The following is a 16,153-nucleotide window of genomic DNA, read 5'->3' on the forward strand; positions in this document are numbered from 1 at the left end:
TGATTCCCGCCCGTCTCAGGCGGTGCGGGCCAACCCTGCAGGAGTCTGTGCGTGATCCACACCGAGGTAGCGGAGCCGACGGGGACGCCCATGGGTGCTGTCACGTTCGTCGGTTTTGGCCCCGGAGATCCCGGGCTCATCACCTACGCAGGCAGCCGTGAGGTGGTCCAGGCCGATCTTCTGGTCGTGGACTCCCCTGTGATGGTCGAGGAACTTGCCTCGGTGGGTATTGAGCCGCTCGGGGAAGTGGTGGAGGCCGAGGCCGACGAGGTGGCCCAGATGGTCACTGCCGTCGCTGGCGGCCGTTCCGTGGTGCGGCTGGTCGAGGGTGATTTCTTCACGGAGCCGCGTCGTGCTGACGTGCTGCGGCGGCTGCTGGACGAGAAACGGATCCGCACCCACCTGATTCCCGGAATCACCACCTGGGACGCGGCCTTGACCTACGGCGCTGTCGTCCCCACCCAGGTGATGGCTTTTTGTGACGCCTCCGTGGAGGTGCCTGGCGATGACAGCTGGCCCACGAGCGGGACGGTAATCATCCGGGCGACGGACGCCACGATCGCCGAGGTGGTTGCCAAGGCGTGCGAGGTCTATGGTCGGGACACGGAGGTGCTGGAGCTCACGAGGCTCGGCAGCACCTCCCAGCAGACCCGCCTGTCAACGTGGGCGGCGATCGGAGCCGAGCCATGCGGCGGGTCGCGGTTCCTGCTGATCGGGCCCGGTGTCGGCGACAGCGCGCGGTCCCGCGTCGACTGGTTCGGGTCCAAGCCGTTGTTCGACTGGAGTGTCCTGGTCCCACGCACCAAGGACGAGGTGACGGAGCTGACCGATCACCTGACGCGGTTCGGAGCCTCCACCGAGGTGGTGGCCACCATGTCCATCGAGCCGCCCCGCACGGAGCAGGCCATGGAAAAAGCGGTCCGCGGCATTGTCGACGGGCGTTTCCTGTGGGTGCTGTTCACCTCTCAGCATGCCGTACGGGCCATCGTCGAGCGCTTGGCGGAGTACGGCCTGGACTCAAGGGCGCTGTCCGGCATCCACCTGGCCGCGGTGGGACGCGGCACGGTGGACGCTCTGGCACGCGTGGGCCTCACCCCCGACCTGGTGCCGTCCGGGGGAGACACCGCGCATCACCTGGCGCTGGAGTTCCCGGCCTATGACGAGCTCATCGACCCGATGGCTCGGGTCCTGGTGCCCACCGCCGACGTGTCGGTGGCGGACCTGGTGCAGGGCCTGACGAACCTCGGCTGGGAGGTCGACGAGGTCATCGCCTACCGCACCGTCCGGGCCGCTCCGCCGCCCACTGAGATCCGCGAACGCATCAAGACAGGCATGTTCGACGCCGTGGTGTTCACGTCGTCATCGGCCGTGCGGAACATGATCGGCATCGCGGGCAAGCCGCACGCGGCCTCGATCATCGCGGCCATCGGCCAGGCGACTGCAGCGACCTGCGTCATGCACGGCCTTAGGGTGGATGTCGTGGCTGACTCGCCCAACTTCGAGTCGGTGGCAGAGGGCCTGGCCCGGTTCGCGGACGCCCGCCGCGCGGACCGCCTGCGACAGGGACTGCCCGACACGAAACCCTCCCAGCGCCGCCGTCGCCGGCGCAAGGACGCCATCAGGAGGTCGTGATGCAGCAGCCGACCGTGGTCCACGTGATGCGTCACGGGCAGGTCCACAACCCCGACGGGGTGTTGTACGGCAGGCTGCCCGGTTTCGGCCTGTCCGGGCTGGGGCATCAGATGGCGGCCCGGCTCGCCGGGCACTGGGACGGGGTGCCGCTGACGCATCTTCGCTGCTCGCCGCTGCAGAGGGCACAGGAGACCCTCGCGCCGACCGCCGCGTTGTTCCCGCAGCTTGAGGTGGTGACCGACGAGCGTCTCACCGAGGCGGGCAACCTCTTCGAGGGGAAGGTCTTCGGCCCTGACAACAGGGCGCTGCGTGACGTGCGCATGCTCCCGCATGTCCTGAACCCGCTGCGCCCCAGCTGGGGTGAGCCCTACCGTGACATCGCGGTGCGGATGCGCGCCGCCCTGCAGGATGCCGCCGTCGCGGCGGGCCCGGGTGGGCAGGCCCTGGTGGTCAGTCACCAGCTGCCCATTGAGATCGCCCGCCGGGACGCCGAGCACAGGTTCTTCGCGCATGACCCGCGGCGCCGGCGCTGCACCCTCGCGTCTGTGACGTCGTTCACCTTCCGTGACGGTTTCATCACGGCTGTTGACTACGCCGAGCCCGCGCAGGATCTGCTGCCCACGAAACGGGGGCGGCGGTTTCGGGTCGGGACGTAAGTAGGACGTGAGGTTTGACGCCCTCCCTTGCCACCCCTAGGGGGACGGAGTGCACAATGGTGCCCTGCTTGACGCTGAATTTTCTGGAGGGAGCCTCAGTGAGGGAAGCTCGCACCGCCTGCCTTGCCTGTCGCGGGGGGAAGTGACGCTCGTTGTCCGACACCTCCACGTGGCTGATTGACCTGTTCGAGGAGCAGGGGGCGACGATGCACCGGCTCGCTGTGATGCTTGGTGCTGAGTCGGAGTCGGGCCACATCCTGCGCACCTCGATGCTGGGGCTGGCGAAGCGCTCTAACCGGATCGTCGACCCGTCGGCCCGCGTCGAGTACCTGGCCGAACAGGTGGTGCACCAGGCGCGTTCCGCGCGTGGCCAGGGCCATTCGCTGGACCTGCCGGAGGTCGCTGACCCACGGCAGGAGCAGATCCGCCGCGCTGTTGCAGCCCTGCCCACTCGGCTGGGTGAGATCCTGGTGGTGTCGCACTATCTGTCGGTGTTTGGACCGGAGCTGGCCGGCGTCATGCGGATGACGGTACGGGGCTGTAACCAACGGCTTGAGGAGGCGCTGGACGCGCTGCGCCGGGCGGTGGGGGAACCGGGGCCGGTCAGTCTGCCGGGGGTGATCGAGTCGCTGTCACAGGAGCTGACGGCGGCGTTGCGTTCCTCCGCGCGGCTGGTTCAGGCGCCCGGCACCGAGATGCTGGAGGCGGAGCTGCGGTCGCTCAAGGGGGCGTGGGTCCCCAGGGTTCCGCTGCTGCTGGTCGTGGTCATGGTGCTGCTGTCATTGCTGCTGACGATCTGGTTGTGGGGGTCCCTGCCGGCGGGGCGGACGCAACGAACCGACGTGCTGCCGACGGCGACCACAACGTCGCAGTCGGTGGCGCCGCTGTCGCGGGCCCTGCCGTCGCAGGTGCAGGGGGTGCCGGTGTACTACGTCGGACGGCAGGACGGGAAGCTGCACCGGGAGTTCCGTAACCTGGCGGTGTCGGGGGACCTGGCGTCGACGGTGGTCAACGCGATCCTGACCGTGGCGCCCCTCGATCCTGACTACAGTTCCGGCTGGAATCCTGGACGGGTGCTCGGCGTGAGCCTTGAGGGATCGTCGCTGACCATCAACCTCTCACCGGATGCCTTCCCCAGCGACGAGAGCGGGGAGGCGGTGCTGCAGGCCATCGACCAGGTTGTCCACGCCGTCACTGAGGTCCTCGGCAACCCGAACCTGGAAGTGCATTTCACCTCCAACGGCGACTCCCCGCCAGAGGCTTTCAGGGGCGGGCATCGCGACCGAGGGCAGGAGACCCTGGCGAAGCTATGGGTGGACACTCCCGGGAACGGCTCCACGGTGAGCGCCGGCACCGTGGTGTTCTCCGGGGTGGCGCAGCAGGGCACCGGGCAGCCCCGGGTGCTGGTCACTGACGCCAGTGAGACGCTGCTGACCTCGCAGTACGCGCAGACCGAGATCGACACGGACGCGGCGGGCTGGCACGGGTGGTCGGTGTCGCTGAGTCTTGACCCGGGGGACTACCTGGTCCGGGTGGAGACCACCTGGACCGATGATGCGGGCAATTCCCAGGTGTCCCAGGAGAGCCGGACCATCACCGTCCAATAGGCGCAAAACAATTTAGAGCCGGGTAGGGATGCCTCGGGGGGATCCCGGCCCCGGTGTGGCCTTAATGCGAGGCGATCCAGCCCGCCATCTGCGACACCCAGGTCGCGGGCACCAGGCGGGTGGCCTCGGCCATGATCGTATTGCCCACGCCGTCGACGACATAGGGACGGTGGCGGCGCAGTGCCTTGAACGAGGTCGCGACGACCTGCTCGACGCTGCGCCGATGGCCCATCACCTGGTCGTTCCCGGCGGCGCTGAAGAAACCGGTGTCGGTGGGGCCGGGACACACGGCCAGCACCCGCACACCGGTGTCGTGCAGCTCGGCCCACAGCCCGATGGACAGGCGTAGCACGTAGGACTTCGTCGCGGCGTAGGTCGTGAAACCGGGGATCGGCTGGAAGGCTGCAGTGCTGGCGATGTTGATGACCGCCCCGCGGTCCCGCTGCTTCATGCCCGGCAGGACGGTGCGGGTCAGGTCGGTGAGGGCGACCACGTTCAGCTCGACCTCCGCCGAGATCCTTTCCTGCGGCAGGTCGGTGAAGTCGCCGATCGAGCCGAAGCCCGCATTGTTGACCAGGGTGTGGATCTCCCGCGACGCCAGGTCGGCGGCGAGCACAGCCCGCGCGCCGCGGTTGACCAGGTCGCAGGGCCAGGTCTCCACTTGGATGCGGTACCTGGCGCGCAGCTCATCGGCGAGCGTCTCCAGCTTGTCGGCGCTGCGGGCCACCAGGATCAGGTTCGCCCCCTGCCGCGCGAGCTCCTTCGCGAATCCGGCTCCGAGCCCCCCGGAGGCTCCCGTCACAACTGCCCAACCTGTCATGGCAGAAGTCTAGGGCCAAGGTGAGGGGTCGCCGGTAGGGGCGTTGGTGAAGTGAGCGACGTCAGGTGCCGTTCTGGGGAGACCCTCGGCAAGAAACGCCCCGGGAAGAGGGCACACTGGGCCGAGCGGTGACGGTGATCCGGGGCGCATGGACGTCCCATCAGCTGGCTTCCTGCAGGTGAAGCCGCTAGGAATTAAGCGCTGTGCGGGATGGATGCGGCGGGGCGTGACAAGATGGGCGCATGCAGCATTTCGATATCGCCGTCATCGGGTCCGGGTCGGGCAACTCCATCATTAATGAGCGGTTCTCGCACCTCGACGTCGCCCTGATCGAGGACAATCCCGTGTTCGGAGGCACCTGCCTGAACCGTGGCTGCATCCCCACCAAGATGTTCGTGGTCGCCGCTGAAAGCGCCATGGCCCCGCGGCAGGCAGCCCGGCTCGGCGTCGACCTGGACTTCAAGGGGGCTGACTGGCCCGCCATCCGCGACCGCGTCTTCGGCCGCATCGACCCGATCTCGGCTGCCGGGCGGGAGTGGCGCCGCAACGGGCCGGGGGTGACGCTGTTCGAGGGTCACGCCAGTTTCGTCGACGCCCACACGCTGCTGGTCGGCGACGTGCAGATCAGCGCCGACCAGATCGTCATCGCGACGGGGTCGCGGCCCCGGCCGCTTTCCATCGAGGTGCCAGAAGAGCTGCGTTCCAGGTTCTACACCTCCGACGACGTGATGCGTATAGCTGAGCTGCCGCGGCGGCTCATTGTGCTCGGCGGTGGTTTCGTCGCCTGTGAGTTCGCCCAGATCTTCGCGGGCCTCGGGTCGCAGGTGACGCAGATCAACCGCTCCGAGGTGCTGCTGCGGGGCGAGGACCACGAGGTGTCCGAGGCGTTCAAGGAGGAGCAGGCCAAGCTCGTCAACCTGATCCTCAACCAGAAGATCTCCGCCTCCGAGACCGGCCCTGACGGGGAGGTGCTGGTCATCACCACCGACCGCAACGGCGTCGAGTACGAGTACCTGGCCGACGCGGTGCTGGTGGCGACGGGACGGGTCCGCAACTCCGACTCCCTCAACCTGGCCGCGGCCGGCGTGGAGGTTGGGCCGGGCGGCCAGATCCGCGTCGACAAACATCAGCGCACCAGCCAGCCGAACATCTGGGCGCTCGGGGACGTGTCGTCGAACTATCTCCTCAAGCATGTCGCGAACGCCGAGGCCCGCACCGTCGCCGCGAATCTCCTGGCCGGGGATGGGGAACTGGTCGCCACCGACCACCGCTACGTGCCGCACGCCGTGTTCACGGACCCGCAGATCGCTTCCGTCGGCGCCACCGAGCAGCAGCTTCGTGAGTGGGGGACGCCGTATGTGGTGGCCTGCCAGCGCTACGCGGACGTCGCCTACGGGTGGGCGCTGGAGGACGAGGGTCACTTCGTGAAGCTGCTGGCCGACCCCCGTACCTGGCATCTGCTGGGCGCTCACATCATCGGTCCGCAGGCTGCCACCCTGATCCAGCCGATGATCCAGGCCATGAGCCTCGGCAACACGGTCCAGGAGCTGGCCCGCGGCCAGTACTGGATTCACCCGGCCCTGCCCGAGGTCCTGGAGAATGCTCTGCTGGGCCTGCTGAAGGAGGCTGCCCCGAAGGAGCTCGAAAACTAGGCGTTAGGCGCAAAACCAGCCTACGGTCCGGTAGGTAGCAGATCCTGGCAGGCAGACCAGCCATATGTTGCTACGTACCGGACCGTAGGTCTTTTGTTTCCGGTCAGCCGGCGTCGCGATGCAGTGCGCGCCAGATGCCGATGACGGCGGGGACGGCGAGCCACAGCACCGCCGATGTCGCGGTTCTGCCCCAGTTGACTGCTGCGCCAGGGTCTGCGACGGCGGCATTCAAGGCGACCTTCAGGTTGAGCCACTGGGCTATGTCGGAGATGATGCCGTTGAAATTCAGCAATGTGTTCAGGAAAGCCGGGACCATCATCCACATGACGATGGCCGCTGAGCCGTTCATGACGGCGATGCCCAGCAGGAAGGCCGAGATAGCCAATACCGGGTTCGGCAGCAGTGGCCCGAACACGTCCCAGGCCGTCACCGACCAGCTGATGTCCACGTTTTCACGTGGGGAGAGCAGGCCTGCGACGAGCGTCCCCAGGCCGAGGCACAATACCCAGAGGGCCAGCGCGTAGGTCAGGGCGACGACGAGCTGAGCGGACAGCACCCAGCCGCGCCGGGGCGTCAGCGTGAATGTCGTCATGATGCTGCGGTTGGTCCACTCGCTGGTGGTCAACGTGACCAGGAAGCAGCCGAGCAGCGTCATGAGAGGATCGACGATGATTCTTCCCAGCTGCGCCCAGGTGAGGGGTGCGGCGCCGGACGTCGTCAGCATGAAATAGACATAGAAACCGGTTGCCGCTGCTATGGCGGCGACGGCGAGCAGCGCGAGGAACCAGCGGTTCGCCCTGATGGACACTGATTTGCGGAACTCGCAGGCCAGGACCCGGCTGAATCTCAGAGGCGGGATGGCCGAGCGGGGTCCGGCCAGCGGGGGTGTCGCGGCGGCGGTCATGCGTCATCCACCTCGGTGAGGGAGCCGTGGCTCGTGGTCAGGTTCTGGAAAGTGACCATGGCTTCATGCCACCGGAGCCGGCTGGGTCGCTGCCAGGGGTAAAGGTCCGTGGTTTCCTAGCCGAAAGATGCGTCCGCTGAGCCGAGAGACATCACAGCCAGAGTTCTAGGGTCGCGGTCTGAAAAGACCGCGGATTGATTTCCCCGGTGCTCGTAGTCAGCGGAGGATCCAGTGCGGCATGCCAGAATGGGCGCAGTGCCTCGTGAGGGAGGGGATATGTCGCTAGACGAGCAGCCTCGGGCTGATCTGCTGGCCGAACCAACCGCCCGTACCTATCCACTGGCCCAGCTGGTTGGCATGGTGCGCGAGGGGGTCGTTCGGGTGCCGCATTTCCAGCGTGGCTTGCGCTGGAAGAAGGCGGATGCCGTGGCGCTGATTGACAGCGTGCTGCGGGGATTTCCCATCGGCAGCCTCCTGCTGTGGCAGCGCAAAGCACCCGCGGAGACGGTCCGGCTGGGTGAGGTGACTGTGGAAGCCCCCGAGCGGACCGACGCCCGCTACGTGGTGGACGGGCAGCAGCGGGTGACGATCTTCCTGAACGTCTTCGACCCAAAGCATGGCCTTGATGGTGAGTTCGCGCTGGTCTACGACCTCAGGCAACAACCCCCGAGGGTTCGCGCCCGCACCCGGAACGACTCCGGCGATCATGCCATCCCCCTACCGGTGCTCTTCGAACTGCCTAGGCTGCTGCGCTGGGTCGGTGAGCATCCGAACTACGTCGACCGGATCGACGAGATCAACACCGCCACCCAGCGGCTGCGTGAGTTTCACGTGCCGGTCTATGAGGTGCGCTCCGAGGACGATGGGGTGCTGCGCGAGATCTACGACCGCATGAACAACGCGGGCAAGCGCCTGACCCGGGCCGAGGCATTCAAGGGGTTGTTCGCGCCGGGGGAGAGCGACTCCACTGCGACCACCTTCGAGACCATCCAGGACGATATCCGCGTCCGCCTCAACTGGGGCCAGATTGACCACGACACCATCCTGCATGCATTCCTGGCCAGAAGAGCATCCGATGTCTACCGAGATATCCATCTGGAGTTCCGTGATGACCGCAGGAAGGGTCTAGATTTCCCTGACGAGAATCAGGAGCAGGCCCATCAGGAGGCGCTGAATTCCCTGGAGCTTGCCATCGAATTCCTGTGTAATATCGCGGGGGTTCCGCATTTCACGTTCCTGGCCTACCGGCATCTCCTCGTGGTCCTAGCCCGGTTCTTCGCCCACTTCCCGGAGCCATCGCCACGGAATATAAACCTCTTGAAGCGTTGGTATTGGAGAGCTGCTTTAGCGGGTCCCGGAGTGATGAGAGGTGGGACCACCGGAGCTGTCCGAACCCTAGCCTCGTGTATCCACCCGCGAGAGGAGAGCCATTCGATACAGCAGCTTCTAGACATATTGCCAAGCGGGCCAGGGCAACGTCTACATGTGAATGATTTTGGCTCAAACCGTGCTTCCGGGCACATCATGCTGTGCGCACTGTGGAACCATAAGCCGCTGTCGCCAGACACCGGCGAACCGTTCACCCGTGCGGATCTGGCTCTTGAAATCGGCGGGGGGCCAACACCGAGCCCAGTGTGTCCAGAGGTTTTCTCGCGGATCAGGTTGTCTGGCAACACCAAGAGCTCGCTGGGAAACCGAGTCATTATGCCCGGTATCCCACTGGAGAATGTGCGGGATGTCTCAGCGTGGGACGCGGTGGTACGCGATTCGCATTTCTTCGGCTTGGGTGGTTTTCCCGAGAGACTCGTTCAGGAACGCGAACAGGTGTTGCAAGGTTATATCGATAAATTCCTTCAGGAGCGCACGGGGCAGGGGTTTGATGATTCCGCGCCTCTGGCTTCTTTCGACTTCGATGATGACTCTTCGCAGGATGATGCATGGTGACCGAGGGATTCCGGGTCCTGCTTGGCGGCAAGACTGTTGCGCATCTGTATGCCCGCGGAGACTACACCTGGCTGGAATGGCAGCAGGGCTACTGGGATGACCCCGATCGCCCCATGCTCGGGCTGCGTTTTGAGGACAACCCAGAGGAACGAGTGGCGGCGGCTCTGCGGCTGCCGCCCTGGTTCTCCAATCTGCTTCCCGAGGGCAGACTGAGGCAGTGGGTCGCCTTGGACGCGGGCATCAATGAGCAGCGGGAGATGCGGCTTCTGGTCCGGCTCGGGCTCGGGCTTCCTGGGGCGGTGATCGTCGAACCTGTTGAGGGTGAGGCTGATCCCGCCTGGCGGCCAGAACAGGTGCAGTTCCCCGCTGTGCGGCGTCACGATGGACAGGTTCTGCGTTTCAGCCTGGCCGGCGTCGCGCTCAAGTTCTCCCTGCTTCAATCCGGTGACCGGCTGACGCTGCCTGCGGGTAATCAGGAGGGTGACTGGATCGTCAAGATGCCCGACGCGGTCTACCCGGAGGTACCCGCCAACGAGTTCGCGATGATGTCCCTCGCCCAGCGTTGTGGCATCGACGTCCCAGAGATAAAAATGTGGCATCGCGACGAGCTGCCCACATTGCCGGAGATGGCTTGGCCCCAAGGGCAGGAATGGGCGTATGCGATCAGGCGCTTCGACCGGGAGGGCAACAGCCGGATCCATATCGAGGACCTGGCACAGGTGCGGGGTTTCTACCCGGACAGGAAATATGACGGCTCATTCGAGACCGCAGCCGCGCTCATGTATCGCGGCCGGGATGAGGTCTCCTATCTGGAATTCATCCGGCGGCTGTTCTTCAGTTTCGCCATCGGCAATGGCGATATGCATCTGAAAAACACCTCACTGATCTACCGCGACCCCCGTCGCCCTGTGATCTCGCCCGCCTACGATCTGGTCTCAACGGCTCCCTATCGTGAGGACGCTGAGGATCTCGGCCTCACGCTGGGCAGATCCAGGCGGTTTGACGAGGTGACACCGCAGTCATTCGAGCTGCTGGCCCGGAAAATTGGTGCGCCAGTCGAAAGCACCATGCAGACCGTCGCCGAAGTGGCCGGACAGCTGGCTGGCTCTTGGCCTGGGGTGTCGCAGCTGATGGACAAACTGCCCCACCACCGGGAATGGCTTGACCTGAGACTTCCCGAGATCAGCCGTCGTTTCGCGAATTGATCAAGACCTACGGCCCAGTAGGTAGCAGATTCTGGTTGGCAGACCAGCCATATGTTGCTACCTACCGGACCGTAGGTCTTTGGGTTTGGTGATGTTTCGGGTCAGCTGGCCTCGCGGTGTAGTGTGCGCCAGATGCCAATGACTGCGGGGATGCCGAGCCACACCACCGCCGATGTCGCGACATGGGCCCAGTTGGCGCCTGTATTCGGGTCTGCGACCGCGGTCCCCAGGGCGGTATTCAGGTGGAACCACTGGCCCACGTCCTTGAGCAGGAACAGCAACAGGGTCGCGAGCCAGTCAAGCACCACCCATGCGACGACGACCGCTGGGGTATTCATGATGGCTATGCCCAGCAGGAACCCCGAAAGGGGGAATCCCACGTTCGCCAGCAGCACCCCGAGTACGTCCCAGGCCGTCGCCGACCAGCTGATGTCCACGTTCTGGCTTGGGGAGAGGAGGCCTGCGACGAGGGCCGCCAGGCCGAGGCACAATGCCCAGAAGGCCGCGATGTAGGTCAGAGCGACGATGAGCTGAGCTGACAGCACCCAGCCGCGGCGGGGCGTCAGCGTGTATGTCGTCATGATGCTGCGGTTGGTCCAGTCGGTGGTGACCATCAGGATCAGGAAAAGGCTGAACAGAATTGTGGAGATCTCGGCGATGCCCAGGAAGGAATCGGTGGTGGAATGTGCCAGCTGTATCCAGGTGAAGTGCTGTGTGGTATCGAAATCCGTCAGCAGAAGAGAGAGATAGAGAATGGCTGCTGTTGCTATGGTTCCGGCGATGGCCGCTGCGAGGGTCCAGCGGCTTGCTCTGGTCGATACCGACTTGCGGAACTCATAGGCCAGGACCCGGCTGAAGCTGATAGGAGCGATGGCTGAGCGAGACCCGGTCAGCAGGGGGGTTGCGGCGGCGGTCATGACAGGGCTCCTTCGCGGGAGGTGGATTCGGTGAGGTCGAGGAACAGCTCCTCAAGGTCGTCGGTGGTCTTCAGCAGCTCTTCCTGGGTGCCGGAGGCGACGATGCGTCCCTGGCCGATCATCACGATTTCGTCGGCGATTTGCTGGACCTCGTGCAGCAGGTGGGAGCTGAGAAGTACGGTGCCGCCGTGGTCGGCGAACTCCCGCAGCAGGCGTCGCATCCACCGGATGCCGGCGGGATCGAGTCCGTTGGCCGGCTCGTCGAGGATCAGGACCGACGGCGACCCGAGCAGCGCGTGTGCGATCCCCAGGCGCTGCCGCATGCCTAGGGAGTAGGCTTTGAGGCGGCGTTTGGATTCCTTCTCGGTGAGGCCGACCATGTGTAGGACCTCGTTGACTCTGGTTTTGGGTAGGCCGAGGACGGTGGCTCCTAGGGCGAGGGTTTCGTATCCGGTGCGGCCGGGGTGTTGGGCGGAGGCGTCGAGCATTGTGCCGACCTCGAAGGCCGGGTTCTTCAGTGTGCGGTACGGCTTTCCGTTGATGGTGGCTGCGCCGCTCGTGGGCACGGCCAGGCCGACGAGGCAGCGCATGCTGGTGGACTTGCCCGCCCCGTTGGGGCCGAGGAAGCCACTGATGGTTCCGGGCGCGACGTCAAAGCTGATGCCGTCGACTGCGGTGAAGGTGCCGTAGCTCTTAGTCAGGTTCTGGAAGGTGATCATGGCTCCATGCCACTGGAGCCAGCTGGTTTGCTGCCAGGGGTGAAGGTATGAGGTTTCCTAGCCGAAAGATGCGTTCGCTTAGCCGAAGGAGCTGCCGGGACGCCGCCGGGGGCGGTCTAGGGTCGTGGACGTGCGGAAACTCAATCTCAGGGCGAACTGGCCCTACCTGGTGGTCGGGCTCTTCATGATTATGAACCTCTCCACCGCGGACAAGAACTTCCTGTTGGACCGCCTGGGAGCCTGGGGAACGGTCCTGCAGCTGGCGGTTGGATCGGCGGCATTGCTCGCGATGCGGCTGAGGCACCGGCATCCCCTGGCACTCAGCCTGGCGCTCAGCGCCTTGTCCGTTCCCTTCTCTGAGCTCCTCACGCTCTGCATGGTCTGGGCCTATCTGCACCTGTGCAAGCGACGGAAGATCCGCCTGACATTGCTCGGCGGGGTTGTGATGTATGCGGCCTTGATCCTGAACCCCTTGTATGCCGGCCTCGGACAGGGGCGGGACCAGCCTGGAATCGCCGTCCCCGACGATGTGTCCTCCAACATTCGGGAATGGGCTCAGCTGTTCACAACTCTGACGCCCCTGGCCGCAGCGCTTGTGGTGATGCTCATCGCGACACTCGGCAGCTTCCTGGGGACCAGGCAAGAGGCGAAGATGGAGCGGATCGCGGCGCTGGAACGCGAACGTGAGCTGCTGGCCCAGGCTGCGCGCGCGGAGGAGCGCGCCGAGCTGGCCCGGGAGATGCACGATGTGCTTGCCCACAAGATCTCCCTCATCGCCATGCATGCCGGGGCGCTGGCCTACCGCGATGACCTGGGCGCCGAGGAAACCCGGCCCGTCGTCGGCACCATCCAGCAGAGCGCGACCCAGGCCCTTGAGGAACTGCGCACCATCCTCGGACGCCTGCGCCAGATCGACGCCGAGGGCGCGCCAGCGCGCCCGCAGCCGACCTTGGCCGGGCTTGACGCCCTGCTCGCCGAGCATCGAGTGGTGGGACGCCAGATCGAAGCCGACGTGCGGATCGACAGCGAACCCCACGACGTGCTGAGCCGGCACGCCTACCGGATCGTCCAGGAGTGCCTGACCAACGCGGCCCGCCACGCGCCGGGGGCTGTGGTGCAGCTCGCCATCGCAGGATCGCCGCAGGATGGCCTGAACATCCGGGCGGCCAACCAGCTCAGCCTCATCACGGTGGACTCCCCAGGCTCCGGACTGGGTTTGGTCGGCCTGGAGGAGCGGGCAGAGCTGCTGGGTGGCAGGATGAGCGCGGGGCCCAAGGGAGGCGATTTCGTGGTGGAGGTGTGGTTGCCGTGGTGAACCGGCGCGTGCTGGTGGTCGACGATGATGCCCTGGTCAGGGCCGGGCTCAAGCTGTTGCTCAGCAAAGCGGACTCCGGCATCGAGGTGGTGGGGGAGGGCACCGACGGCTCCGACGCCGTCGCGCTGGTCGCCGAGCACACCCCCGACGTGGTACTGATGGACATCCGCATGCCGCAGGTCGACGGGATCACCGCCACCCGGCAGGTCCTGGCACAGCCCGAACCACCCAAGGTCGTGATGCTCACCACCTTCGACGCCGACGAGCTGGTCCTGGAGGCGCTGCGCGCCGGGGCCCACGGTTTCCTGCTGAAGGACACGTCGCCGGAGGAGATGATCCGCGCCATCCACCGCGCCGCCGAGGGGGAGCGGTCGCTGTCGCCGTCGGTGATCGGAGCAGTGATCGCGGCCGCGACGTCGGCGGGCGTCGACGACCGCACCCAGCGCGCCCGGACCGACCTGGAGGTCCTCAGCAAGCGTGAGCTGGAGGTCGCCGTCGAGGTCGGCCGGGGCCTGAGCAACGCGGAGATCGCGACGAAGCTCTACCACTCGCTGGCGACGGTGAAAGCCACGCTAACCAGGGTCCTGACCAAACTCGGCTGCACCAACCGCACCCAGGTCGCGATCCTGGTCCACGATGCCCGTCTGCTCGACTCCTAACCTGCCGGTTTGCTGGCCTTAATCCGCGTTCGCTGGCCTTAATCGCGTTTGCCTGTGCTGTGAGGCCAGCAAATGGCAACAAGGCCAGCAAACCGGGGATAGGGCCAGCGTCTCAGAGATCACGGGACCGGAAGGCCGAGACCGCCAGCAGCAGGGGGACGACCATCCAGCCCAGCACGACGCCCGCCGCCGCGACGGGGTGGGTGAACTCTTTTCCGCCCGGGGTGGCGATGCCCGAGATCGTGTGCAGCGCGGGGGTGAGGAGCAGCCACTGCGCGGCCCGGTCGAGCGCACTGGGCAGGATCGAGCTGAGGGTGGGCAGGCACATGACGGCGAAGACCCCCAGGAAGGCCATCAGGCCGCTCCGGGTCAGGTAGGCCATGGCGACAGCCAGGACGGTGTGGACCGGAATCATGAGCATGGTTCCCAGTAGGGCCTGCAGCGTGCCGCCGTCGAAAGCTGGCAGCGGCGCCCCGGCAGCGGTGAGGGTGACCATGCCAGCGCCATAAGCCAGCAGCGTCGCGAGAACCGAGATCACGCACGAGAGCCCTCCCGCCACGATCAGCTTCGCCAGGACCACCCGGTGCCGCACCGGAGTCAGCCGCGCGGTGACCTCGACGAGATTGCTGGAGTTCTCATTCGACACGAACAGGATCGCCGTCACGAGGCACACGATGTTGGCCACGTCCACGCCCATCAGCGACACCTCCACGCGCTGACGCTCCTGGAGTGCCGCCAGGGATTGGCTCATCGTGAGTGGCACGGTGGCGACGAACATCGCACTCCCCAGGGCCGCGCCGAGCAAGGCCACCACCAGCAGCGCCCGTCCCGTCCGCCACGACCGGGCTTTGGCGAACTCTCCAGCCGCAGCCGACGAGAGGCCAGCGCGGTGCACTCCCGTCATGGCTTGTCCTCCGTCCTGTCCGCCGCGGTCCTGTCCGCCGCGTGGGTGATCTGGAGAAAGGCATCCTCCAGCGTCGCCGCCTCGCTGTGCAGCTCGATCAGCGGAATGGCCGCCTCCAGGGCGAGGCATCCGATCCTCTCCGCCGCCAGGCCCGTCACGAGCATGCCGTCCGGCAGAGGACGGACCTGCCCTGACTCGGCGGCGAGGACGTCTCGCAGGCGATCATCGTCACCGCTGCGGACCCGCACCTGGTGATCGACTGCCTGGGCGGTCAGTTCGTCGAGGGTGACGTCTCTGACCAGGCGTCCTTTGTCGATGATGATCACCCGGTCGGCTGTTCGCTGCATCTCGTCCATCAGGTGGCTTGAGACGAACACCGTCCGTCCCTGTGCCGCGAGTGACCTCAGCATGTCACGCATCCACAAGATGCCCTCCGTGTCGAGGCCATTGACGGGCTCGTCGAAGATGAGGATGCCTGGGTCGGCCAGCAGTGCCCCGGCGAGCGCGAGCCGTTGCCGCATGCCCAGCGAGTAGCCGCTCACCCTGCGGTCGGCGGCCTGTGACAGGCCGACCAGCTCAAGCTTTCGTCCCACCGTCTCAAGCGGGATTCCGGCGGTCCTGGCCTGCCAGGCCAAGTGTTCAGCGCCCGTGCGGAAACCTTGCACAGCGTGGGGGTCGAGAAGGCCGCCTATGCTGGCCGCCGGGTTCGGCAGGGACCGGAACGGGCGTCCCCCGATCAGGGCGCTGCCGCGGGTCGGGTGCACCAGGCCGAGGATCATCTTCATCGTCGTGGACTTGCCCGCCCCGTTGGGGCCCAGGAAACCCGTGACGAGACCAGGACGGACTGTGAACGAGAGGTCGTCCACGACAGCCCGTCCGCCATACTCCTTGGTCAGTCCGTTGACCTCGATCGTCGACCCGGCGGAGGCCGTGAGGCGACCCGGTCTGGACTGCCGCGTGGTCTGCGATGACATACCAGAAGGCTAGCTGTGTTTCCGCACGGAATCTGGCGAACTGGGGTATTCGGCATCCCCTGCCCGTTTGCTGGCCTTAATCGCGTTTGCCTGTGCTGTGACGCCAGCAAATGGCAACAAGGCCAGCAAACCGGGGATAGGGCCAGTTCTGGAGGCAGTCGCGCGTATGGTGTCGCGGTGGCATAAGCTTTCGTGGCAGCCTGGTCTCGGCAGGTTGCGCTGGTGGCTGTGGGCGCGCCTGATCC

The 16,153-nt window shown here is 65.9% G+C and carries 14 protein-coding genes; 8 read left to right on the plus strand and 6 right to left on the minus strand.

Translation table 11 applies throughout. The features are described 5' to 3' along the window. Positions 1–51 precede the first annotated feature (51 nt). From SK1NUM_RS02435 to SK1NUM_RS02445, 3 genes are all read left to right on the plus strand, one after another. Positions 52–1,632 carry a bifunctional uroporphyrinogen-III C-methyltransferase/uroporphyrinogen-III synthase gene (locus tag SK1NUM_RS02435; RefSeq protein ID WP_212324893.1) on the plus strand — a complete coding sequence of 527 codons (1,581 nt, stop codon included), beginning with the start codon at positions 52–54 and terminating at the stop codon, positions 1,630–1,632. Further along, positions 1,632–2,288, plus strand: a complete 657-nt coding sequence (locus tag SK1NUM_RS02440; RefSeq protein ID WP_212324895.1) for a histidine phosphatase family protein — start codon at positions 1,632–1,634, stop codon at positions 2,286–2,288. Before SK1NUM_RS02435 ends, SK1NUM_RS02440 begins: the two co-directional genes overlap by 1 nt. A 152-nt stretch (positions 2,289–2,440) precedes the next feature. Continuing rightward, on the plus strand, positions 2,441–3,895 hold the full coding sequence (locus SK1NUM_RS02445) for a GerMN domain-containing protein (RefSeq protein ID WP_212324903.1): 1,455 nt from the start codon (positions 2,441–2,443) through the stop codon (positions 3,893–3,895). Positions 3,896–3,956: 61 nt separating this feature from the next. Here the strand turns inward: SK1NUM_RS02445 and SK1NUM_RS02450 are convergent, their stop codons facing one another. After that, on the minus strand, positions 3,957–4,715 hold the full coding sequence (locus tag SK1NUM_RS02450; RefSeq protein ID WP_212324905.1) for an SDR family NAD(P)-dependent oxidoreductase: 759 nt from the start codon (positions 4,713–4,715) through the stop codon (positions 3,957–3,959). 242 nt (positions 4,716–4,957) lie between these two features. Between SK1NUM_RS02450 and SK1NUM_RS02455 the strand changes: the two genes are divergently transcribed. Then, entirely contained in the window at positions 4,958–6,367 is a 1,410-nt protein-coding gene (locus tag SK1NUM_RS02455; RefSeq protein ID WP_212324907.1) for a mycothione reductase, read from the plus strand. A gap of 103 nt (positions 6,368–6,470) precedes the next feature. On the opposite strand, the gene SK1NUM_RS02460 is transcribed toward SK1NUM_RS02455, so the two are convergent. After that, positions 6,471–7,271 (minus strand): hypothetical protein, encoded by an 801-nt coding sequence (locus SK1NUM_RS02460; RefSeq protein WP_212324909.1) that lies wholly within the window; start codon positions 7,269–7,271, stop codon positions 6,471–6,473. Between the two features lie 276 nt (positions 7,272–7,547). Here SK1NUM_RS02460 and SK1NUM_RS02465 point away from each other — a divergent pair, with 276 nt between their 5' ends. Further along, the gene (locus SK1NUM_RS02465) at positions 7,548–9,215 is read left to right on the plus strand and encodes a DUF262 domain-containing protein (RefSeq protein WP_212324928.1); all 1,668 of its coding nucleotides are present in this window, start codon (positions 7,548–7,550) and stop codon (positions 9,213–9,215) included. Then, positions 9,209–10,420: a type II toxin-antitoxin system HipA family toxin gene (locus SK1NUM_RS02470; protein ID WP_212324930.1), complete on the plus strand. Its 1,212-nt coding sequence runs from the start codon at positions 9,209–9,211 to the stop codon at positions 10,418–10,420. Before SK1NUM_RS02465 ends, SK1NUM_RS02470 begins: the two co-directional genes overlap by 7 nt. A 101-nt stretch (positions 10,421–10,521) precedes the next feature. On the opposite strand, the gene SK1NUM_RS02475 is transcribed toward SK1NUM_RS02470, so the two are convergent. After that, positions 10,522–11,337 (minus strand): hypothetical protein, encoded by an 816-nt coding sequence (locus SK1NUM_RS02475; protein WP_212324932.1) that lies wholly within the window; start codon positions 11,335–11,337, stop codon positions 10,522–10,524. Further along, on the minus strand, positions 11,334–12,056 hold the full coding sequence (locus tag SK1NUM_RS02480) for an ABC transporter ATP-binding protein (protein WP_212324940.1): 723 nt from the start codon (positions 12,054–12,056) through the stop codon (positions 11,334–11,336). Before SK1NUM_RS02480 ends, SK1NUM_RS02475 begins: the two co-directional genes overlap by 4 nt. Positions 12,057–12,186: 130 nt before the next feature. Here SK1NUM_RS02480 and SK1NUM_RS02485 point away from each other — a divergent pair, with 130 nt between their 5' ends. After that, a complete protein-coding gene (locus SK1NUM_RS02485) occupies positions 12,187–13,371 on the plus strand; it encodes a sensor histidine kinase (RefSeq protein WP_212324942.1) in 1,185 nt (394 codons plus the stop codon). Continuing rightward, positions 13,365–14,030, plus strand: coding sequence for a response regulator transcription factor (locus SK1NUM_RS02490; protein ID WP_317988072.1), 666 nt, complete (start codon positions 13,365–13,367; stop codon positions 14,028–14,030). The genes SK1NUM_RS02485 and SK1NUM_RS02490 overlap by 7 nt, the downstream gene beginning before the upstream one ends. A gap of 112 nt (positions 14,031–14,142) precedes the next feature. Here SK1NUM_RS02490 and SK1NUM_RS02495 read toward each other — a convergent pair whose 3' ends face one another. Then, complete coding sequence (locus tag SK1NUM_RS02495; protein WP_212324943.1) at positions 14,143–14,934, minus strand: hypothetical protein; 792 nt, start codon at positions 14,932–14,934, stop codon at positions 14,143–14,145. Continuing rightward, positions 14,931–15,908, minus strand: a complete 978-nt coding sequence (locus SK1NUM_RS02500; RefSeq protein WP_212324950.1) for an ABC transporter ATP-binding protein — start codon at positions 15,906–15,908, stop codon at positions 14,931–14,933. Before SK1NUM_RS02500 ends, SK1NUM_RS02495 begins: the two co-directional genes overlap by 4 nt. Between the last annotated feature and the right edge of the window lie 245 nt (positions 15,909–16,153).

Source organism: Arachnia rubra (assembly GCF_019973735.1).
Classification (GTDB): Bacteria; Actinomycetota; Actinomycetes; order Propionibacteriales; family Propionibacteriaceae; genus Arachnia; species Arachnia rubra.